15 protein-coding genes and 4 tRNA genes are annotated in these 22,245 nt (G+C 47.7%); 7 read left to right on the forward strand and 12 right to left on the reverse strand.

Features of this window, described 5'->3' with window-relative positions:
- The first annotated feature begins 8 nt into the window (after positions 1 to 8).
- The gene (locus AC0VXX_RS16685; protein WP_475515188.1) at positions 9 to 1,931 is read left to right on the forward strand and encodes a bifunctional diguanylate cyclase/phosphodiesterase; all 1,923 of its coding nucleotides are present in this window, start codon (positions 9 to 11) and stop codon (positions 1,929 to 1,931) included.
- A gap of 268 nt (positions 1,932 to 2,199) precedes the next feature.
- On the opposite strand, the gene AC0VXX_RS16690 is transcribed toward AC0VXX_RS16685, so the two are convergent.
- From AC0VXX_RS16690 to AC0VXX_RS16705, 4 genes are all read right to left on the reverse strand, one after another.
- A tRNA-Pro gene (locus tag AC0VXX_RS16690) sits at positions 2,200 to 2,276 on the reverse strand.
- Between the two features lie 51 nt (positions 2,277 to 2,327).
- Positions 2,328 to 2,404: transfer RNA gene (locus AC0VXX_RS16695), tRNA-Pro, on the reverse strand.
- A gap of 63 nt (positions 2,405 to 2,467) precedes the next feature.
- Positions 2,468 to 2,543, reverse strand: a tRNA-His gene (locus AC0VXX_RS16700).
- A 45-nt stretch (positions 2,544 to 2,588) separates the two neighbouring features.
- A tRNA-Arg gene (locus AC0VXX_RS16705) sits at positions 2,589 to 2,665 on the reverse strand.
- 237 nt (positions 2,666 to 2,902) lie between these two features.
- Between AC0VXX_RS16705 and AC0VXX_RS16710 the strand changes: the two genes are divergently transcribed.
- Positions 2,903 to 5,545, forward strand: coding sequence for a sensor domain-containing phosphodiesterase (locus tag AC0VXX_RS16710; RefSeq protein ID WP_475515189.1), 2,643 nt, complete (start codon positions 2,903 to 2,905; stop codon positions 5,543 to 5,545).
- Positions 5,546 to 5,572: 27 nt separating this feature from the next.
- Here the strand turns inward: AC0VXX_RS16710 and rep are convergent, their stop codons facing one another.
- Complete coding sequence (rep, locus tag AC0VXX_RS16715; RefSeq protein ID WP_110459073.1) at positions 5,573 to 7,585, reverse strand: DNA helicase Rep; 2,013 nt, start codon at positions 7,583 to 7,585, stop codon at positions 5,573 to 5,575.
- A gap of 169 nt (positions 7,586 to 7,754) precedes the next feature.
- Here rep and ubiK point away from each other — a divergent pair, with 169 nt between their 5' ends.
- From ubiK to AC0VXX_RS16735, 4 genes are all read left to right on the forward strand, one after another.
- Positions 7,755 to 8,015: a ubiquinone biosynthesis accessory factor UbiK gene (ubiK, locus tag AC0VXX_RS16720; protein ID WP_110459072.1), complete on the forward strand. Its 261-nt coding sequence runs from the start codon at positions 7,755 to 7,757 to the stop codon at positions 8,013 to 8,015.
- 109 nt (positions 8,016 to 8,124) lie between these two features.
- Positions 8,125 to 8,934, forward strand: a complete 810-nt coding sequence (locus AC0VXX_RS16725) for a phosphatase PAP2 family protein (RefSeq protein WP_475515190.1) — start codon at positions 8,125 to 8,127, stop codon at positions 8,932 to 8,934.
- 25 nt (positions 8,935 to 8,959) lie between these two features.
- Positions 8,960 to 9,445 carry an Lrp/AsnC family transcriptional regulator gene (locus AC0VXX_RS16730; protein ID WP_110459071.1) on the forward strand — a complete coding sequence of 162 codons (486 nt, stop codon included), beginning with the start codon at positions 8,960 to 8,962 and terminating at the stop codon, positions 9,443 to 9,445.
- 274 nt (positions 9,446 to 9,719) lie between these two features.
- Positions 9,720 to 11,078: a sodium-dependent transporter gene (locus AC0VXX_RS16735; RefSeq protein WP_475515191.1), complete on the forward strand. Its 1,359-nt coding sequence runs from the start codon at positions 9,720 to 9,722 to the stop codon at positions 11,076 to 11,078.
- 199 nt (positions 11,079 to 11,277) lie between these two features.
- Here AC0VXX_RS16735 and AC0VXX_RS16740 read toward each other — a convergent pair whose 3' ends face one another.
- The 7 genes from AC0VXX_RS16740 to ilvC form a co-directional block, all read right to left on the reverse strand.
- Positions 11,278 to 12,420: a pyridoxal-phosphate-dependent aminotransferase family protein gene (locus tag AC0VXX_RS16740; protein ID WP_119978871.1), complete on the reverse strand. Its 1,143-nt coding sequence runs from the start codon at positions 12,418 to 12,420 to the stop codon at positions 11,278 to 11,280.
- 260 nt (positions 12,421 to 12,680) lie between these two features.
- A complete protein-coding gene (ilvA, locus tag AC0VXX_RS16745; protein ID WP_475515192.1) occupies positions 12,681 to 14,231 on the reverse strand; it encodes a threonine ammonia-lyase, biosynthetic in 1,551 nt (516 codons plus the stop codon).
- Position 14,232: 1 nt separating this feature from the next.
- Positions 14,233 to 16,083 carry a dihydroxy-acid dehydratase gene (gene ilvD, locus AC0VXX_RS16750; protein WP_475515193.1) on the reverse strand — a complete coding sequence of 617 codons (1,851 nt, stop codon included), beginning with the start codon at positions 16,081 to 16,083 and terminating at the stop codon, positions 14,233 to 14,235.
- Positions 16,084 to 16,222: 139 nt separating this feature from the next.
- Complete coding sequence (locus AC0VXX_RS16755; RefSeq protein ID WP_475515194.1) at positions 16,223 to 17,146, reverse strand: branched-chain amino acid transaminase; 924 nt, start codon at positions 17,144 to 17,146, stop codon at positions 16,223 to 16,225.
- A 22-nt stretch (positions 17,147 to 17,168) separates the two neighbouring features.
- A complete protein-coding gene (gene ilvM, locus AC0VXX_RS16760) occupies positions 17,169 to 17,471 on the reverse strand; it encodes an acetolactate synthase 2 small subunit (protein WP_475515195.1) in 303 nt (100 codons plus the stop codon).
- The gene (ilvG, locus tag AC0VXX_RS16765; protein ID WP_475515196.1) at positions 17,468 to 19,141 is read right to left on the reverse strand and encodes an acetolactate synthase 2 catalytic subunit; all 1,674 of its coding nucleotides are present in this window, start codon (positions 19,139 to 19,141) and stop codon (positions 17,468 to 17,470) included. Before ilvG ends, ilvM begins: the two co-directional genes overlap by 4 nt.
- A gap of 508 nt (positions 19,142 to 19,649) precedes the next feature.
- Entirely contained in the window at positions 19,650 to 21,131 is a 1,482-nt protein-coding gene (gene ilvC, locus AC0VXX_RS16770; protein ID WP_475515197.1) for a ketol-acid reductoisomerase, read from the reverse strand.
- A gap of 179 nt (positions 21,132 to 21,310) precedes the next feature.
- Here ilvC and ilvY point away from each other — a divergent pair, with 179 nt between their 5' ends.
- The gene (ilvY, locus tag AC0VXX_RS16775; protein WP_475515198.1) at positions 21,311 to 22,219 is read left to right on the forward strand and encodes an HTH-type transcriptional activator IlvY; all 909 of its coding nucleotides are present in this window, start codon (positions 21,311 to 21,313) and stop codon (positions 22,217 to 22,219) included.
- Positions 22,220 to 22,245: the final 26 nt, after the last annotated feature.

The raw sequence follows: 22,245 nt of genomic DNA on the forward strand, positions 1-22,245 counted from the left end.
CTAGAACAATGACACTGTTTCGACAGATATACTCACTGCTTTTGGGCCTTTTTCTGGTTGTTGTCGTCAGCTTGGCTTACGTGCAGTTTACCGAGACCCAAAGTTTCTTAACCAAACAAATGGAATCTGACCTTAATAACACCAGCCACAGCTTAGGGATCATGCTAGTTCCCGACTTAGAAGCTGGCGATATTGTCGGCGCCGAAACCTTGATCAATGTGATCTTTGAAGGCGGTTACTATCAACAGGTCAAACTGACGTGGTTAATTGATGGTAAGCAACAAGTATGGGAAAACGAGGTAAAAATTGAAGGAGTTCCGCAATGGTTTATCGATCTGGGCTTTTTTGACACCATCAGCCGTGAAAGCATCATTACCTCAGGCTGGTTACAGTTAGCCAAACTCGAAATTACCGCTCATCCAGGCTTTGGTTATAACGAGCTATGGCGCACCATGACCAACGCCATTATAGCCATTTCCATTCTGTTTTTAATCGCCATTATGCTGGCTCGCTTCGGACTAACCTGGATCCTCAAACCTCTACATGACATCGCGGAACACGCCACAGAGGTGGCTAAACGAAAATTTGGCCCAGACATGCCACTTCCTAAGACCTCTGAATTAAAGTCAGTAGTCGAAGCTTTTAATAGTATGTCGCATCAGCTGAAAAAAATATTCAACTCACTCGATGAAGAAGTGACCGAGTTAAGAAAGAAAAATCTCGTCGATCAAGTTTCTGGATTACCCAATCGTCAATACATGATGGCACGTATCCACAGCTGGTTGAGCGAGCCTAATAATGGCTCGTTAATGATGGCTAAGTTCGACTGGCTAGAGGAAGTACACAGTAAATATGGTTACCAAGTGCGTGATGAGACCATACGTTTACTTGCACAAAGACTGCAACAACAACTCGATGAAGTCGCCCCGTCTGTAATTGCCCGTATTGCAGCGTATGAATTTGCTTTTCTAATCACCAGCGCCGAACAAGAGCAAAGCAGCAAATACTTACACACCCTCATTAGAACTGTGAATCAGGAAATTTCTAAGGCAGGCTGTAAGCCTAATGAACAATTTGCTATCGGTATCGCCCACCGTACAGATTCGATGACGGTTTCAGAGTTGTTGTCACAAACAGACAATGCATTACAACAAGCTGTCGCCGAAAATAACGTTTTCCACTGGTTTGAAAGCGATGAAAAACAGCTTTACAGCAAAGAGCAGTGGCGCGAACACCTTAGCGCAGCGATTACAGAAAAACGCTTTCAATTTAAATGGCAGCCCGTTTATCTCAATAATCAAACCACAGTGTTACAGCGCGAGCTGTACTGCCAATTAACCATTGGCGATAAAGAGATCCATGCAGGGCAATTTATGCCTTATGTTGAACTCTTATCATTGGGCTCTTTACTGGACCGCTGTCTTATCGAGTCTATTGTAGACAATGGCATTATTGAAAAAAATTATGAACCAATTGCGATTAATCTGACGTTCCACAGCCTACGTGACCTCGAATTCCACAAATGGTTAAATCAATTTCTCCGCAATAGCCGTTTTAGCCAAAGAATTGTTTTTGATATTCCTGAAGCGGGTATCTATAGCGACCCTGACGCCTGCCAGGCTCTGTGTGCCATTATTAGAGATAATGGTGCACACTTTGGCATAGACCATTTTGGTCGTCAATTTGGCTCAATGGCTTACCTACAGACACTGCGACCAAGTTATGTCAAATTGGATCAGTCCTTCGCTTACTACGATGAAAATGAACACAGTAGCGAACTCTGCCGCGCCCTAGTTAACGTTGCTAAAGGCCTCGATATTCAGGTCATTGTCACCGGCATTGAAGAACAGCAGCAGCTAGCCAGGTTTGAACCACTCAAAACCGAGGCTTATATGGGTTATATTTCTCCGCCAGAAAAAGTGCTCAACTAATAATAAAAAAGCTGCCAATGGCAGCTTTTTTATTATCCATAGACCAGCAGTAAAGACTGCAACAGACGGATAAAAATCGATGGGCTCGCGTTAAATCTCTGGATTTAAGCCGACAACACGAGTGCAGATACGGAGCTGCCAGCCTGCATGAATCGCCGCCATTACACCTAAGCTTACCGTCACAGCCCATACACTAGCAACTTCTCTACAGGGCAAGTACAGCCAAAACGAAAAAAGCCTTCTGATTACTCAGAAGGCTTTTCGAAAGTGGTCGGTGATAGAGGATTCGAACCTCTGACCCTCTGGTCCCAAACCAGATGCGCTACCGGGCTGCGCTAATCACCGAAAATCTTTAATTTTTTGCAAATACCGAGATAGACTCACTATTTTATAATGTGGTCGGTGATAGAGGATTCGAACCTCTGACCCTCTGGTCCCAAACCAGATGCGCTACCGGGCTGCGCTAATCACCGAGTCTCTACTTAAAAAGTAGTAGATGTTTTATGAGGTCACCCTCAATGTTAAATAAGAAGTAATGGGGTGACTGATGGGACTTGAACCCACGACAACCGGAATCACAATCCGGGGCTCTACCAACTGAGCTACAATCACCACTGATATTACTGCTTACTTGCTAACTTTAACCTCAACTCCAACTGGTGCACCCAGAAGGATTCGAACCCTCGGCCTCACCCTCCGGAGGGGTGCGCTCTATCCAGCTGAGCTATGGGTGCCTGCCTTGTTAGCGCCGCATATAATATGGATTATTTAACTGCTCGTCTATAGCAAACATCGATTTTTTTATGCGTTTGCTCAACTTTTAACAGATTTACGCCTCTGACTGCCCATTTAGGTCAATATTCACTGCAGTAGTCAAAATAATGACTTGGTGCTGTTTCTTTTTTATGCTATTTATAACCCTCATCTAATGCAGTCACAGATATGATAATTATATAGAAATTGGCGGAGTCATGTTTAGGGAAAAAACAGACCAACTTGCAGATCGTGATATTGACAAATTAAGCAAAAGGATTACTCGCTTAAAAAGTCTAGCGCGAAAATATAAGCGCTCTGAAGTGATTCAGAATGCTTTACTCGATATTTCCAATATTGCTGCGAGTGCAAAACGCGCCGATGATTTTTATTCAGGGGTTCAACGAAACCTCAACAAACTTTTGCCTGCTGATAATTTTTTCATTGCCTTACTTAACAGTGATACCAATGAATTAAATGTCCCCTTTTTCATCGATGAAAAAGATCCCCACCCCAGCCAACTTTATCCATCTGAGAAAATTTCCAATGCGCTATACAGCGGATTGACCGGCTATGTGTTTCGGCAACAGCAAGCTTTACTATGCGATAACGACAAGTTTAATGAGCTAATCGCAGCCAAAGAAATTGTCAGCCGCGGTTCTAGTTGCCATCAATGGCTTGGGGTACCTATCTTCAGTGGTGGACAGATCATCGGTGTGCTGGCCGTTCAAAGTTATAACCCAGAGATCAGTTATGGCGATATTGAACTCGAACTGATCACCTTTATTAGCCAACATGTCTCAGGTGTAATTGAACGGGTGCAGTATCAGCACAACCTCGAAACCGCTATCGATCATCGAACCAAAGAGCTGAGTCAGGCTTACGACAAGCTCAAGCAAGAGGTGAATGAAAGACGCCGAGCAGAGCATCTGCAAAAGTCACTGTTTGAAATTGCCGAACTGTCTAACTCAAATATCGATGACACAGTGTTCTACACTGAATTACATCGGGTGATAAGCCACCTGTTACCCGCTAACAACTGCTACATCGGCTTGCTCGACGACAGTGGTCGCTATTTAAACTTTCCCTTCTATGTGTCCCAATTAAACATAGATGTTCCTTCTAAACGCCCACTCGCCGACGGTTTAGTGGAGTTTATACTGAAGCACAAGAAGCCCATATTACTCGAAAAGTCGGATATCAAAACACTGGTCGACGCTGAGCAACTGTACGCTATCGCGCCCCAACTCAATCATACTGAGACCATTAATCAGTGGATCGGCGTACCACTGTTTATCCAAGGAGTGGTCAAAGGTGCCTTGACCATTTACAGCTTTAGCGCTTCTCACACCTATCACGAAAAAGATCTCGGCCTATTAACCTTCGTATCTCAACATATTGCTACCGCCATTGAACGTAAATTATCGGCCGAGTCATTAAAGCAAAGTTATGAACAGTTAGAGGAGAAAGTCGCCCAGCGTACTCGCGCATTGGCCATGCTCAACCAAGACTTAGAAAAAGAGATCAGCCAGCGACGCAAAGTTGAGCAACAGTTAGTACATGATGCCTGCCACGATATTCTGACCGGCTTACCCAATCGGGCACGGTTTATGGAGCGCTTAGGTCAAGCGGTTAAACATGTCAGGCGCCATGGCTTAGACCGTTTTGCTTTGCTGTTTATCGACTTAGATCGTTTTAAGCTGATCAATGACACCTTAGGACATTTACAAGGCGATCGCTTTTTGATTGAAACGGCTCGACGACTTAACTTGTGTATCCGTGATAACGACACACTGGCACGCATTGGCGGCGATGAATTTGTCATCCTGCTCGATAGCATTCACGACAGCAATGACGCAATTGAAGTAGCAGAGCGTATTCTCGGTGAGTTATCGGCGCCTTACCAATTAGACCAGCAGAGCTTTACCTCCGGGGCTAGCATTGGTATTGCTTTTAGTGGTCAAAATAACAATGATACTAGCGAATCTTTGCTCAAAGATGCCGATGCAGCTATGTACCAGGCAAAATCGAATGGCAAAGGCTGTTATGTTGTCAGCGACAAGCGCACAAGAGGAAAACAGGCACACGACATCACTTTAGAAATTGAATTGCGTGAAGCCTTAGTCAACAAAAACTTGGCCCTGCAATACTTCCCTATTATGACTCTCGACAGTCAAGAGATATTGGCCTATGAGCCAAGACTCTATTGGCAACATGAGCAATTGGGTAAGCTTAAACAGTCACAACTCAGTAATATTGCAGAGCATTGTAATCTCACTAAAGAGCTCGATCTTTACTTATTTGAGCAACTTAATCTCGATTACCCTAAGCTAGTGGCCGTAAGCGGCCCGATACAACTGCATTTACATGTTTCCAGCCGTCATTTAAAACATAAACATGCGGTGCGCAAACTTAAAAACCGCCTTAAACAAAGCTGCAGCAAGCCAGAAATGATCTGGATGTTTTTTGATGAAAAAGCGTTTGTGCAAGATACTGAAAGCCATATAAATGCGTTTGAAATGTTACACAAACTAGGTATCAATCTCGGGCTACACGCCTATGGTAGTGCCCACAGCGCCTTGAGTAGCCTTAGCTTTTTACCATTAAGCGGCCTTAAGCTTGACCCAAGCTATATTAGCCACTTAAGTCACCCTCAACATAAAAAACTCCTTAAAGCACACCAACTAGCCGCTAGTGCATTGGATTTAAGCATATTTGTGCAAGGGGTTAAAACTAAGCTACAACATCAACAACTGCTTAATCTCAACTTTACTCAGGGACAGGGGCTGGCACTTGGTAAATCGATTGATTCAAAAAAGTTAACCACTCCCAATCAGGAGCCTGATAGTCTGTCCGCCTAAACAAGCAAAATGATAAAGTTAGCCTCATTATTTTTTGAACATATCACGTATGTTGGCAATATTGGCTTTACCTGATTGCACCCGCTGCTGCTCGGTTTGTGCAGGCTTGCGGTTTTCCCAAATCAGATCGTCTTGAGGCAACTCAAGCAAAAAGCGGCTAGGTTCACAACGCATTACCTCGCCAAACTGACGCCGCTCACGGCAGATCATAAACCACAACTCCTTTTGTGCACGGGTAATGCCCACGTAAGCCAGACGCCTTTCCTCCTCGACGTTGTCTTCGTCGATACTGCTTTGGTGCGGCAAGATGCGCTCCTCAACCCCCACCATAAACACGTAAGGAAACTCCAGCCCTTTTGAGGCATGCAAGGTCATTAGCTGTACTTGATCGCCCGCTTCATCTTCGCTGTTACGCTCCATCATGTCGCGCAATGTTAAACGCGTCACCACCTCAGGTAAGGTCATGCCCTCATCAAGATCGTCACCTTGTAGCATTTCGGTCACCCAGCGATACAGCTCCGAGATGTTTTTCATGCGCATCTCAGCAGCCTTGGCGCTGGTGCTGGTTTCGTATAGATAATCTTCGTAATTGATATTACGAATAAGGCGCTTAACCGCTTCTACGGGCTCACCACGATTGGCCTCTTCGCCCATATCGACGATAAATTTGCCAAACTTATATAACGACGCCATTGCCGCAGGTGGTAGATGATGATTAAGCTCGCCTTGAAATATCGCCTCAAACATCGAAATTTGTTTTTCATTGGCGTAATTGCCTAAGCGTTCCAGTGTCGCAGGGCCAATACCACGTTTAGGCAGATTAACTACCCGTAAAAAGGCATTATCGTCGTCAGGATTTACCACTAAACGCAAATACGCCATGATATCTTTAATCTCGGCGCGGCCAAAAAATGAGGTGCCGCCACTGAGCTTATAGGGAATGCGGTTAGTCATTAAGGCACGCTCTAACAAGCGTGATTGATGGTTACCACGATACAAGATAGCGTAGTCACCAAACTGGGTCCTACCGACAAATTTATGCCTGATCATCTCGGCAATCACCCGCTCAGCTTCTTGCTCTTCATTGGCTGCCATCAACACCCGCAGCGGCTCACCATAGGCCAGCTCACTGAACAGCGACTTGTCATACACGTGGGGATTATTGGCAATCAATATATTGGCGGCGCGCAAAATACGTTGGCTGGAGCGATAGTTTTGCTCGAGTTTAATCAGCCTTAATGAGGGGAAATCTTTACCCAATAACACTAGGTTTTGCGGTTTAGCACCACGCCATGAGTAAATAGACTGATCGTCATCACCCACCACAGTAAACCGGGCTCGCTCACCCACCAGCAATTTAACCAGCTCATATTGGCTGGTATTAGTATCTTGATACTCATCGACCAATAAATATTGAATCCGCTTTTGCCAACGCTCTCTCACCTCTTGATTATGCCTTAGCAGCAGCGTAGGTAATAAAATGAGGTCATCAAAATCTAATGCGTTATAGGCCTTCATATGCTGAGCATAGCGCTGATATAACAGGGCAAATAACTGCGACTGCTCATCTTTGGCGAGTTTGCGCGCCTGAGCGGGGATCACCAAATCGCCCTTCCAGTTTGAAATAGCGGTCATTAACAGGCGCAGCAGATCTTTATCACCATCGAGTTCGTTTTCAGTTAACTCTTTAAGTAGCGCAAGGGAGTCTTGATCATCGAACAGTGAAAAGCCGGGCTTTAATCCCAATACTTTATATTCACGTTTAATGATCTCCAGCCCTAAGGTGTGGAAGGTTGAAATCCATAAACCGCGCGCTTCTTTACGCCCCATAGATTGGGCAACACGCTCTTTCATCTCGCGAGCCGCTTTGTTGGTAAAGGTCACCGCGGCAATCGTTTTGGCTTGATATCCGCACTTTTGTACCAGATAAGCAATTTTATTAATGATCACGCGTGTCTTACCACTACCTGCGCCAGCTAAGACGAGGCAAGGGCCTGAAACATAATGAACAGCATCATTTTGACCTGGATTGAGCTTCATGAATTTACAACTACCAAGCAGATAAAAGGGTCTAAATCAGAGGCAGATCATACCAGAATCTGCGCCCATCTATTGAGATAAAATAACCAGCGGCTTTTTAATTTGTTATCCGCAGTAGCTCAGGTACAATTCTCAGCATATTGACTTGATTGCCCAGAGGCGAAAAACCATGATTAACCCAAAGAAAATTGAAGAGATGGCTAAGCAGCTTAGCGATAACCTTCCTAGCGGTCTAAAACAATTCGCTGGCGAATTCGAAGATAAAAGTAAGCAAATTTTACAAAACCAACTGATGAAACTCGATGTAGTGTCACGCGAAGAGTTTGACGTACAACAACACGTTCTGCTTAAAACCCGTGAAAAACTCGAAGCCCTACAAGCCCAAGTCGATGCCTTAGAAGCCAAGCTCAACCAAGCCGCAGGCGAATAAGTAGAGTCAAGGCATGTCGGCCTGATGTGATATCAAGATTGAGCAGTAGGGGCAACCTGTAAGGTCGCTGTGACCTTTGATTTAACGGTTTTTGTGCGAGGTAACTGGTGTGCAAGGTAACATTGTGACACTCTCAAGGCGCTTACTATCGGCGCTGACTATTGGATGGTTACTCCTACTCCTGGTGCCAGCAGGGCTGTTACTCAGTGGTACGTCGCTGTTTCCGTTAATCGCGCTTGACTCCCCTTTGGCCGAGTTGCTCTATTGGGTCACCACCTCAGGCACTGCGCCATATGGGGCCTTGACCGCCATAGTGTTACTCGGCGTTTGCTTCACCATGGTGCCTCGCCGACAATTTATCGCGCTGGTGCTCGCCGTAGGTCTGAGCATGCTCACCACCTTGGGGCTCAACCATTTTTTGAAACCCTTTTTTGGCGAGCCTAGACCCAACGCGGCTTTGATGGCGCAGCAAAGCCTGCTGCAATTAGAGGAGTTTTATCAACTTCCGGCCGCCCAGCGCCGCCCTATGGTAAGCCAAGCCCTTAACCAGCTTACAAATGTCCCATCAAGGACCACAGCACCCGAGATCAAGTTGTCGAATAAAATTGCCGCTCACTGGCAACACGAAGTCGGCTTCTCTTTTCCCTCGGGCCACACCTTATTTGCCGTCACCTTGTCGATGGTGTTAAGTTATTTTCTCTTACTGAGCGGTCAATACCTGTTGCCATTATTATTAGGCTTATGGAGCTTAAGCATGGGATTGAGCCGCATGTTACTGGGAATGCATTGGTCGCAAGATGTACTGGCGGCTACGGTCATCGGCGGGTTAATGGCCTTGCTGTGTATCGCGATTATCATTCAATTCCAGCAAAAAGTATTACCCACCCAGGCGACTGTATCGAATCACGACGCCCGATAGCGACACCTTCATTCACGAGCACCCGATGACAACAATGCAACTCGATAAAATTGATATTAAAATCCTATCGCTACTTCAACAACATGGGCGCTTATCGAATCAAGAGTTGGCCGCGTTAGTTGGCCTGTCTCCCTCGCCCTGCTCGCGCCGAGTTAAGGCTCTTGAAGATAGTGGCATCATTACTGGCTACGCCACCTTGGTGAGTCCAGAGTTCTTTAATCTGCATCTCACTGCCTATGTGCAAGTCAGACTGGAAAAACACAACCAAAGGGTCCTCAATGCGTTTGAACAAGCAATGAACCGCTACGACGAAGTACTCGAATGTTGCCTACTCACTGGCAGTGACGCCGACTATCAGCTCAAGGTGTTAGTCGCTGATATGGAGGCCTTTAAACATTTTCTGCTAGAGAAGCTCACTACCAACCAAGATATCGCCGGTATTCGCTCAAGCTTTGTGCTCAAACAAGCAAAAAACCACACCGCGATACCATTACCTAAGTCGTATGACTGACCTCTCTATAAGCCAACCTCAGCCAAACATTGAGATAATCAGCACGCATTAACGATTATTTACTCACGCAATCTAATTGCGTCACTCAACCATACCGAGCAATCAAAACAATATAATCACGCAAAAACAAACTAACGAGCAATAAAAGACCAACACTAAGTATTTTTAAAGAAATACTCGTTAAAACAAAGCGCTTTAAAGCAATATTCACCTGTTGACCTGCTCATTACAAACGCTATGATGCGGCCTCTTTGCTAAAGGAGCGCACAACGCAATGAGTTCAAACGATTCTAGCCATTTTAGTTCGAGAATAGGCTTCATTATGGCCGCAGCGGGCAGCGCTGTCGGTGTTGGTAACATCTGGGGCTTTCCAACCCAAGCCGCCACTCATGGCGGCGGGGCATTTCTGCTGGTTTATCTGGTTCTCATCCTTATCCTTGGCTATCCCATGTTACTTGCTGAGCTGATGATTGGCCGCCATGGGCAAACCAATCCTGCTGACGCCATGGCTAATATTGGTCAATCCTATTGCAGTCGCTATATCGGTAAAGTGATCGGTTTTGCTTCTATCATCACCGCCACCTTGATCTGCACTTTTTATATGATCTTATCTGGCTGGTTTGTCAGCTTTGCTGTTGCCCCCATAGCCGAAGTTACCGGTTTTAAGCAAACATCAAACTGGCTAATGGCCTTCTCCGTTGAGCGAAACCTACTTTTCACCATCGTCTTTATCTTAATGGTTATAATGGTTATCCGCCAAGGTGTGCGACAAGGTATCGAACGTTGGTCTAAACGACTCATGCCATTATTACTAGCGATCTTGGTGATGGGCGTTGGTTATATTCTTACCCAGCCTGGTGCCTCTGAAGGGCTAACTGCGTTACTCGTGCCTGATTTTAGTCGGATTTGGGAAACCGAGGTCTTGGTCGGCGCACTGGGGCAGACCTTCTTTTCTCTGACCATTGGTACAGGCGCTATGATGGTTTACGGCGCCTACCTCAATAAGCAGGAAAACATTGCTACGCTCTCCGCTTATGTCACATTAACCGACACCTGTGTGGCCTTTCTTGCAGCGTTAATGATTATCCCGGCCATGTATGTGGCGCAGCATAATGGGATACAAATTTTTGCTGCTGATGGCGCGCTATTAAACTCCGATACCTTAGTGTTTACTGTATTGCCCGCGCTGTTTGACACCTTAGGTGGTGTGCTAGGGCCACTGATTGCTATCATCTTCTTTGTGTTGATGACAATTGCAGGCTTAACGTCTGCCATCTCGATAGTCGAAGTACCAACCAGCTACCTTGTTGAGAAAGTCAACATAGAGCGCCACCGTGCAACTTATATAGTAGCGGGTGTCATTACGCTACTGTCGACTATCATGGTATTTAACTTTGAATTGTTGTTTGGCTTGATGATCACTATCACTACCGAGCGCGCCCAGCCCCTGATTGCTTTGGGTATCGCTATCTACCTTGGCTGGGTATGGAACCGACACAGCCTCATTACAACAATCCGAGCCCAAGAAGGCGCCAATGCCGATGGTCTTTTTTGGAAGACTTGGCCTGTGTACGTCAAATTTGTTTGTCCGATATTAATCACCCTTATCATAGTGCAGTTGGTTTCTGGTTAACCATTAATAGCTCAAAGGCACCGCTTGATTAATGCTGCTCAATTCAGAGTTGAACTGAGCCATTGACCGATCTTTTAAAGTCTTCACCATCAAATTCGCTTAACAGCAATGGTGATCCTGTTTGCTATAACACTAATTATCAGCCACAAAAAAGGGGAATTTAATTTCCCCTTTTTCGTGTGCCAGCCATCAGCCGTGACTAACGCAGTACCTCTTCAAGCGCTCGTAAACATAACGCCACGTTCTCACGTCTTGCGCTAAAGCCCATCAAACCGATACGCCATGCTTTACCCGCTAATGCGCCAAGACCAGCGCCTATCTCTAAGTTATAGTTTTCCAATAACTGCTTACGCACTAAGGCATCATCTACCCCTTCAGGAATATAGACAGCATTGAGTTGCGGCAAACGAGATTGCTCATCGACTACAAACTTAAGCCCTAATGACTCCAGCCCTTCACGCAGCACTTGATGCATATTTTGATGACGCGCCCACGCGTTTTCGAGCCCTTCTTCAGCAAGCAAACGAAGTGATTCATGCAATCCATACAGCGCATTCACCGGAGCGGTATGATGATAGCTGCGCTTGCCACCCGCAGCTTGATCGCCGCTCCAATAGCCCATCACTAAGCTTTGATCTAAAAACCAGCTCTGTACGGGTGTTTTACGTGCTTTAAGTTTCTCTACCGCCGCAGGCGAAAACGACACTGGCGATAACCCTGGCACGCAGGAGAGACATTTTTGGCTGCCCGAGTAGATAGCATCTATGCCCCATTCATCCACTTTAAGCTCTACACCACCTAATGAGGTCACCGCATCGACAATAGAGAGACAATCATGCTGCTTGGCAAGCGCACATAGACGCTTGGCATCTGACAAGGCGCCAGTTGAGGTTTCTGCGTGGACAAAGGCTAAAAACTTCGCATCAGGGTTAGCTTTCAGCGCGGCCTCAACATCGCTAACCGACACAGGCATGCCCCACTCGTTATCGACGACCACCGCAGTAGCACCAACGCGCTCAACATTTTGACGCATCCGCTCGCCAAACACCCCGTTGCGGCACACTATCACTTTTTCGCCGGGCTCGACTAAATTAACAAAACAGGTTTCCATACCCGCACTGCCAGGCGCCGATACCGCCAGGGTCATGGCATTTTCAGTTTGAAACGCATATTGGATCAACGCTTTAAGCTCATCCATCATGCCCACAAACAGCGGGTCAAGATGACCAATTGTCGGACGAGCTTGAGCGGCCAATACTTCAGGATAAACGTCCGAAGGGCCTGGGCCCATCAGCGTTCGACGTGGAGGGTTAAATGCGTTTACTTTCGGTGCTGCTAACATCTTCTTTCCTCTATAAAGCCTTCGCTTTATCCATTAGGGTTCGGGCTAACTGTTGGTTTATATGGGGACAAGAGATTGACGCCTGCCCTACCACATCCCTACGTATTCACAGTTATGTCTGTGCCATGAGTGGCATCTTATTAGTGTCGTTAATTATTCGTGCTTAGTATTCGAATTCAATGTGTTACCCATAGCAAGATAACATATAAAAGGACGCAACTGCGTCCTAAAATCGTCTCATTTAACCGCAAGCATATCGACTACTCTCGATTATCTAAAAACAGCTTATAGGCTGGGCTATGGGTTTCCTCTTGATAGACAAAACCTACATCGGTTAAAAACTGCTGAAACGCGATAGCATCGCTTTCTGGCACTTCAAACCCCGCAAGTACCCGACCATAAGCAGCGCCGTGATTACGATAATGAAACAAACTGATATTCCATTTACTCTGCAAAGTCGTCAAAAACTTAAACAAGGCACCGGGGTGCTCTGGAAACTCAAAGCTAAACAGGCGCTCCTCAAGCTCCTCTGGCGGATGCCCCCCCACCATATAACGTACATGCAGTTTTGCCGTCTCGTCATGGGAGAGATCTTGCACTTCAAAACCATCGCCCTCTAATCTCGCTATGATCTCATCGAGCTCAACCTGACCCTGTGACAAACGAATGCCCGCAAACACCACCGCCTTATCACGACTGGAAAAACGATAGTTAAACTCGGTCATAGCGCGCTTTTCTAACAGCTCACAAAAGCGTAAAAAGATGCCGGGACGCTCTGGCACTTTAACTGCCAAAATAGCCTCTTTTTGCTCACCCAGCTCACAGCGCTCCGACACATAACGCAGACTGTGAAAGTTAACGTTGGCACCGCTTAAGATAGCAGCGACCTTCTGGCCTTTACCCTCGTCACCGATATATTTTTTCAGTCCAGCCAGTGATAAGGCACCTGCGGGCTCAGCTATCGCGCGGGTGTCTTCAAAAATATCTTTAACCGCAGCGCAGATCTCATCAGAGGTAACGGTAACCACGTGGTCGACATATTCACGTGCTAAACGAAAAGGCTCTGCGCCAATCTGTTTTACCGCCACACCATCGGCAAATAACCCTACTTGCGATAACACTACACGTTCATCGGCTGCAAGCGCCGCTTTTAGGCAGGCAGAGTCTTCCGGCTCAACCCCGATAATCTTCACCTGCGGCATCACCGCTTTGTAATACGCGGCGATGCCTGCGATTAAGCCGCCACCGCCAACGGGCACAAAGATCACCTCGAGATCGCGCTGTTGCTGCAACATCTCTTGTGCAATCGTACCTTGACCTGCAATAACCGCTTCATCATCGAACGGGGCGACATACACGCGCCCCTCATCTTGAGCGAGTTGCTGAGCATACTCATTGGCCATATCGAAAGACTGGCCATGCAGCACCACATTGCCACCCAGGCGGCGCACCGCATCGACTTTAATTTCGGGTGTGGTTTCTGGCATCACGATCACAGCACTGATCCCGTGCGCCGAAGCAGACATCGCCACACCTTGGGCGTGATTGCCGGCAGAGGCGCACACGACGCCGCGCTCACACTCTTTTGCATCAAGCTGAGCGATACGATTATAAGCGCCGCGCAGCTTAAACGAGTGTACAGGCTGCATATCTTCGCGCTTAAGAAACACTTGGCAGCCCAAACGCGCAGAGAGCTTATTTAGGCTAGAAAGCGGGGTGATTTTAGCCACATCATAGACAGAGGAGAGTAAGATCTTCTGCAGATAATAGTGCGCTAAATCTAACTGAGATTGTGAGGCTAATGCCAACATATTAATCCTCCAGCTTACTAACATCTCGCACAGCGCCTTTATCGGCACTGGTGGCAAGCATGGCGTAGGCTTTAAGCGCAAGCGATACCGCGCGTTGTCGATCTTTGGGTTTCCACGCCAGTTTGCCACGCGCCTGCATCGCTGCGCGGCGACTCGCCAGCTCTATCTCGCTAACCGCCAGCTTAATGGTACGTGCAGGAATATCGATTTCGATTCGATCGCCTGTTTCAACTAGCCCGATAGTGCCACCCGCAGCCGCTTCTGGAGAGACGTGACCTATGGATAAACCCGATGTGCCGCCAGAGAATCGGCCATCGGTGATAAGCGCACAAGCCGCACCTAAGCCTTTAGATTTCAAGTAACTGGTTGGGTAAAGCATCTCTTGCATGCCAGGGCCACCTTTAGGGCCTTCATAGCGAATGACCACCACATCACCCGCAACCACTTCACCACCTAAGATACCGGCGACGGCGTCATCTTGACTCTCATAGACTCGAGCACTGCCCACAAAGGTATGGTTAGCTTCATCGACGCCAGCGGTTTTGACGATACAACCATCCAGCGCAATATTGCCCGACAAGACAGCTAGGCCACCCTCTTGGCTAAACGCAAATTCACGGGTACGAATGCAGCCCGCTTTACGGTCGACATCGACACTTGGCCAGCGGCAATCTTGGCTAAAGGCTTTGGTTGTTGGAATACCGGCTGGCCCTGCTGAGAAAAACTTGTGCACCGCTGCATCACTACTTTGGGCGATATCATATTTAGCCAATACCGCTTTAAGGTTTTCACCGGCAACATGGCTCACATCGGTATGCAGTAAGCCGGCTCTGTCTAGCTCACCTAAAATGCCCATTACGCCACCAGCACGATGGACATCTTCCATATGATACTTGGGTGTCGATGGCGCCACTTTACAAAGGTGCGGCACCTGACGCGACATTCTATCGATATCGGCCATGGTAAAATCGACGCCACCCTCTTGAGCCGCTGCTAACAGATGCAATACGGTATTGGACGAGCCGCCCATGGCGATATCCAGTGCCATGGCGTTCTCAAACGCTTTAAAGTTGGCAATATTACGTGGCAAGGCTGATTCATCGTCATGCTTATAGTAGCGAGTCGCCAGCGCCATTACGCGGCGACCCGCCTCTAAAAAGAGTTCACGGCGATCGGCATGTGTAGCGAGCATCGAACCATTACCCGGCAAAGATAAACCGAGCGCTTCGGTCAAACAGTTCATTGAGTTGGCGGTAAACATGCCTGAACATGAGCCGCATGTTGGGCAGGCGCTACGCTCAATTTTTTCACTGTCTTCATCTGAGATACGGTCATCAGCCGCGGCCACCATGGCATCGACCAGATCCAGCTTAATGATCTTATCCGATAGCTTAGTCTTGCCCGCTTCCATCGGCCCGCCCGAAACAAACACCACAGGAATATTAAGACGTAGCGCCGCCATTAACATACCAGGGGTGATCTTGTCGCAGTTTGAGATACACACTAAGGCATCGGCGCAGTGGGCATTGACCATATACTCAACGCTATCGGCGATAAGCTCTCGTGACGGTAGGCTATAGAGCATGCCGCCGTGCCCCATGGCAATACCATCATCAACCGCGATGGTATTAAACTCTTTGGCGATACCGCCGGCTTCTTCAATCGCGCCCGCCACTAACGAGCCCATATCTTTAAGGTGCACATGCCCCGGCACAAACTGAGTAAAGGAGTTGGCAATGGCAATAATCGGCTTACCGAAATCGTTATCTTTTACCCCTGTCGCTCGCCAAAGTGCACGAGCACCGGCCATATTGCGACCTTCGGTACTGGTAGCTGAACGTAATTTTGCCATGAGACTACTTCCTTTTTTGTCGCTAGGTCATTGTCATGCCTAGTATTTAATGTTGCCCTTTGATAATGCGTTCGCGTTATCGGACTTTCACTCATCTTATCGTAAATCGAGGCTAACGGATGAAAAAATGGCAAGCCATTTAGAGCGGCTCTAGCCAGCCCCATTTGTCTTCTGTTTCACCGTTAAACAAGCCAAAGAAGCTCGCTTGAATTTCTTTAGTAATAGGCCCGCGCTTACCCACGCCTACCTCAATACGGTCTACACTTCGCACCGGCACAATTTCGGCCGCGGTACCTGTCATAAAAATCTCATCGGCTAAATATAAAAACTCGCGCGACATCGGCTCTTCCACCACTTGATAACCTTTATCTCGCGCCAAGGTAATAATGGTGTCACGGGTGATGCCCATTAAGATCGCTGCCGTGGCTGGCGGGGTATACAGCTTATGCTTTTTAATGACGAACAGATTAGCGCCCGCGGCTTCGCTGACGAGGCCATTAACATCGAGAGCGATACCTTCGTCAAAGCCATTACGTTTTGCTTCTGTGGAAATTTGCAAAGATGACAGATAGTTACCACCGGCTTTTGCTCCAGTCGGAATGGTATTTGGCGCAAGACGATTCCAAGAAGTTACCGCCACATCGACGCCACGCTCCATGCTTTCTTCGCCTAAGTAGGCGCCCCAAGGAAACGCAGCCACCATTAATTCACATTTGGCATCTTTAGGCGGAGTGATCCCCATGCCCACATCACCATAAAACGCCAATGGGCGGATATAGGCACCATCTAACTTGTTGGCAAGCACAATATCTCGGCAGGCTTGCATCGTTTGCTCAAAGCGATAAGGAATTGGCATACGGTATATTTTTGCCGAATCATACAGTCGCTGCACATGTTCAGTTAGACGAAAACCCGCTGGGCCAAGATGAGTCGCATAAACTCGAATCCCCTCAAATACCGAGGTGCCATAATGCAGCGCATGCGACATAACATGCACCTTAGCATCGCCCCACGGCATGATCTCACCATTAAACCAAATCAATTCTGCAGTTTTTGCGGCCATAATATTTTCTCATCTATAGGGCTTAGGCGTTTAGGGCGCTAGCGGGTTGTATTTGTGTTGTAGATAGTCTTGTCGTGAGTTTTGTTGATAGCTGTTCAGCTGATAACACTTTGCACTCGGTGACATCAATCAGTTTATTGAGCTGATGGCTGAGCAGCTCTAGGGCTCGCTCACTCTCCACCACCATGTCGACCTGTGTGGTGCCGTTAGCAGCCAGTTGCATATCTAGGGTAGTGATTTTAAAACCGCGATGGCGCACGACACGTAATACGCGCTCTAACACTTCGGGCTGCTGAGCTAAGGTTAAGGCTAGGTTATAGATCATGTCTGTTTCTCCATCTCATCCATCATGTCGCGGTTACATGCCCCAGGAGGTACCAGTGGCCATACGTTATGGGCTTCATCGATTCTCACATGCAGCAGAAACGGCCCTTGGGTGTTAAGCATTTCATCAAGCGCAGCGTCAACCTCCGCGCTGTGGGTAATGGTGCGCCCTGGAATATCAAACGCCGACGCCATAGTGACAAAATCAGGGTTATCGGACAGGTCGGTTTCACTAAAGCGCTCTTCAAAAAACAGCTGTTGCCACTGTTTAACCATGCCCAACTTCTGATTGTCGATAAGCAAAATTTTGAGGGGAATTTGACGACGCTTAACTGTGGTGAGCTCCTGCACATTCATCATAAAGGAACCATCACCTGACACCGCGACCACACAGGCATCGGGGCGTGCGACTTTTGCGCCAATCGCCGCCGGCAAACCAAAGCCCATAGTGCCAAGGCCAGCGCTGGACAGATGATCTTCTGGGCGTCGAAACCACATGTGCTGCGCAACCCACATCTGGTGCTGACCCACATCACAGGCAATCACACTGTCTTCGGGTAATTTATTTGCCAGACTATTGAGCATTTTAGGTGCAAAAATCAGCTCGCCTGGTCGGTCATAATTCCATTGATATTGTGCCTTCAAACCTGCAACTTCAGCTTGCCAAGGGGCAATAGCCATAGGCTGGGCAATAGCAGGCAAGATTTGGCGTAGATCGCCAGCAATGGCCACATCAGGGCGACGCAGCTTGCCAAGCTCGGCGACATCGATATCCAGATGCAATACTTTGGCATGTTCGGCAAAGGAGGCTAACCGCCCCGTCACGCGGTCATCGAAACGCGCACCAACCACGATAAGTAAATCGCACTCCTGCACGGCAATATTCGCCGCTTTGCCGCCATGCATCCCCAGCATACCTAAGTAACCTTCACTATCATGGGCAATACAGCCAAGCCCTTTGAGCGTCGCTACCGAGGGGATGCCAGTCACATCAATAAAATCTCTAAGCTGCTCAACCGCGCCCGCCATGCCAACGCCGCCACCCACGTAAAGCATGGGTTTGCTCGATTGTACGAGCAGCCCCCTGGCTGCTTCAAGCTGACTCGCATCTGCCTGAGGCTCAGCTGTTAAGCCTAATAGCGGGGCTTTATAATCGAGCATGGCTATTTGAATATCTTTAGGAATATCAACCAGAACAGGACCTGGGCGGCCAGATGCGGCAATGTCAAAGGCGCGATATAGCGTCGGTACAAGCTCGTCGATATCAGTCACCATAAAGCTATGTTTGGTACACGACAGCGACATACCCAGTACATCGATCTCCTGAAAGGCATCGGTGCCAATCACGGCGGTAGAAACTTGGCCTGTGATGGCGACTAAGGGAACTGAATCAAGCAGAGCATCAGCCAGCGCGGTCACAAGATTGGTGGCACCCGGCCCCGATGTTGCAAAACAGACCCCTGTTTTACCGCTCGCTCTAGCGTAGCCTACAGCAGCAAATGCGGCGCCTTGCTCATGACGACTGAGCAGATGTTCAACTGGCGCGCCATACAGGGCGTCATAGATGGGCATAATTGCGCCGCCTGGATAACCAAATACTGTGGTTACGCCATGCGCGGCAAGTACTTTGATAACGGCGTCTGCGCCTCTGATCTGCTGCCCTGGTTCCATGTGCTACATCCTGCATTGTAAGTGTTGTCGGGGTTAAGCAAACGGCGTAAACCGCTAAAAACAAAAAACCCCCGGTCCTTTCGGAGCGGGGGTTCTTGTTGCAATCTTGACCTAATTAGGTGGTTTGATGCGCCATACGATGCCCCCGCTGTGATTTAATAATCACCACGGTAATAATCTCGATAATGAGCAGGGCAGCTTGGTTAAACATGGTGTATGGGTATTCCTAATCAGTGTGTTTGCTTAAATTGGCGTCTAGTTTTAGTAGACCTTTTAATCAATATCACAAAGCCTGTGAATAACACAACCAAAACTGATGGCCATCAAACGAAACAGTGAATCCTTTGGGTCAAACACTGACCCTCATTCGCTAACTTCGCGGCAATGGCCTGCTCACTTTAAGTAAACCATTGGCTCTGTTTTTATCATTGAGCCTATAAATCGGGTCATTGCGCCGCCAAAGCCCACTGGCTAAGCTGGGCTCTGGTCGCGATAACATTAAAACTGATTATGCTTCTTCAACGATGCGCTTCATTTCGGTCATATAACCGCGAAGTTCAGCACCGATATATTCAACGGCGGTATGACGAATCGCATCGTTAACCTCGATTAAGCGCAGGTTATCGACACCATTCCCCTCATCTTTAAGCCCACCGCCTAAGTACTCTGGCGACATCTGGTTGACATAATCACGCAGTAATGGCACTGCTGCGTGGTTAAATAGGTAACAGCCATATTCGGCGGTATCAGAAATAACCACGTTCATCTCATACAGGCGCTTACGTGCAATGGTGTTGGCGATAAGCGGGGTTTCATGCAGTGACTCGTAGTAAGCTGACTCTTCAACAATACCGGCTGACACCATAGTATCGAACGCAAGCTCAACGCCCGCTTTAATCATGGCCACAAGGAAGATACCTTTGTCAAAATAGGCTTGCTCATCAATCGCTTCGTCGCACTGTGGCGCATTTTCAAAACCAGTTTCATTGGTCTCGCTGCGCCACTTAAGCAAGTTAGCGTCATCATTAGCCCAGTCTGCCATCATGGTTTTCGAAAACTCACCACTGATGATGTCATCCATGTGCTTTTCAAATAACGGCGCCAGAATGCCTTTTAGCTCTTCTGCCATCTCAAAGGCTTTAATTTTTGCAGGGTTAGATAGGCGATCCATCATGTGAGTGATACCACCGTGCTTAAGTGCTTCGGTGGTGGTTTCCCAGCCTTGTTGGATCAATTTCGCCGCGTAACCAGGCTCTACACCGTCGGCAACGAGCTTGTCATAACCTAAAATGGCACCCGTTTGCAGCATGCCACATAAAATAGTCTGCTCACCCATCAGATCAGATTTCACTTCGGCGATAAATGATGAGTGCAGCACGCCAGCGCGGTCACCGCCCGTGGCGCTCGCATACGCTTTAGCCACTTCAAAACCGTCACCCTTAGGATCGTTTTCTGGGTGGACAGCAATCAGGGTTGGTACACCAAAACCACGCTTATACTCTTCACGAACCTCAGTGCCCGGGCACTTAGGCGCTACCATGATCACCGTGATATCTGGGCGCACTTGCATTCCCTCTTCGACAATATTGAAGCCATGAGAGTAAGACAGCACTGCGCCCTGTTTCATCAATGGCATCACACTGTTAACGGCGTCGGTGTGCTGTTTATCGGGAGTCAGGTTAAGCACTAAATCCGCATCAGGAATGAGCTCTTCGAACGTACCTACGCGGAAACCGTTACCGGTCGCCTTTTGATATGAAGCGCGCTTTTCTGCAATCGCCTGTGGGCGAAGTGCAAATGAGATATTGAGGCCCGAATCACGCATGTTCAAACCTTGGTTAAGGCCTTGAGCGCCACAACCTAGGATCACAATATTCCACTCTTTAATGTAATCACAGCCTTGGCTAAATTCGCTGCGGTCCATAAAACGACATTGACCTAGCTGTGCTAATTGTTGACGCAAATTCAGAGAATTAAAATAGTTAGCCATCAGATATTCCACCTTTGAGTGAGGACTTAAAAACGGGCTCAACCGACGATGGCTAAGCTGTGATTAAAATCACTATAGCCTATGGCGCTTATTGCTTAAAATGATATATTCGAAACATCACATTGCATTTTATGCAACAATACCATTAAGTTTACACTACAAGGCATCGGGGGAATTTTGTGGATATTCGCACCATTAAATTGTATTTGCACCTGTCTAACTGCCTGCACTTTGCGAAGACCGCGCAGCAGATGCATGTGAGTCCTTCAACATTAAGCCGCGCTATGAAGCGCCTAGAGGAGGAGGCAGGCGCTAAACTGTTTGAACGGGATAACCGCAGCGTGACCCTCACAAGTGCTGGGGTGGAATATCGCCACTTTGCCGAACAAACTTTAGATAATTGGAACAAACTTAAATATCGGCTCGATCCTAAGCAAGATAGATTACGCGGCCGACTTAATCTTTACTGCTCGGTAACGGCAGCATATAGCCATCTGCCCGGGTTATTGGACCGCTTTAGAAGCGAGCATCCATTGGTGGAAATCGCCCTCATCACTGGCGATGCGGCTAATGCTGTGGATATGGTGAAACAAAACCGTGCCGATATTGGTATCGCCGCCAAACCAGACACCCTGCCAGAATCACTCAGCTTTATTAAAATCGACGATGTCCCCCTTGTTATCATCGCGCCTACGTTTAAATGTGCGGTGCAGGAGTTACTGTGTGAGTCGTATATTCCCTGGGATAGGCTACCGTTTATCATCCCCGAACATGGTCCAGGGCGGCAACGTATTGATAACTGGTTTAAGCAGTTAGGGCTTAATGCCAATGTCTATGCCCAAGTCTCTGGCCAAGAAGCCATCGCCTCTATGGTCGCGCTAGGCTGTGGCGTCAGTATTACTCCAGAGGTGGTGATCAATAACAGCCCGGTAAAAGATAGGATCCAGCAGTTAGCGTCGCCAGTAGCGATTGCGCCTTTTGAGTTGGGGTGTTGCAGTAAAAAAAGCCGCGAAGACGAGCCCGTCATCGCGGCATTTCTGCAAGAGTTACAACGCATGAGAATGTCATCAATCACGCCAAAGAGTTAACCAACATTCCCAGTCAACTTGTGCAA

Source organism: Shewanella sp. QJM3NY_23 (genome assembly GCF_056173105.1).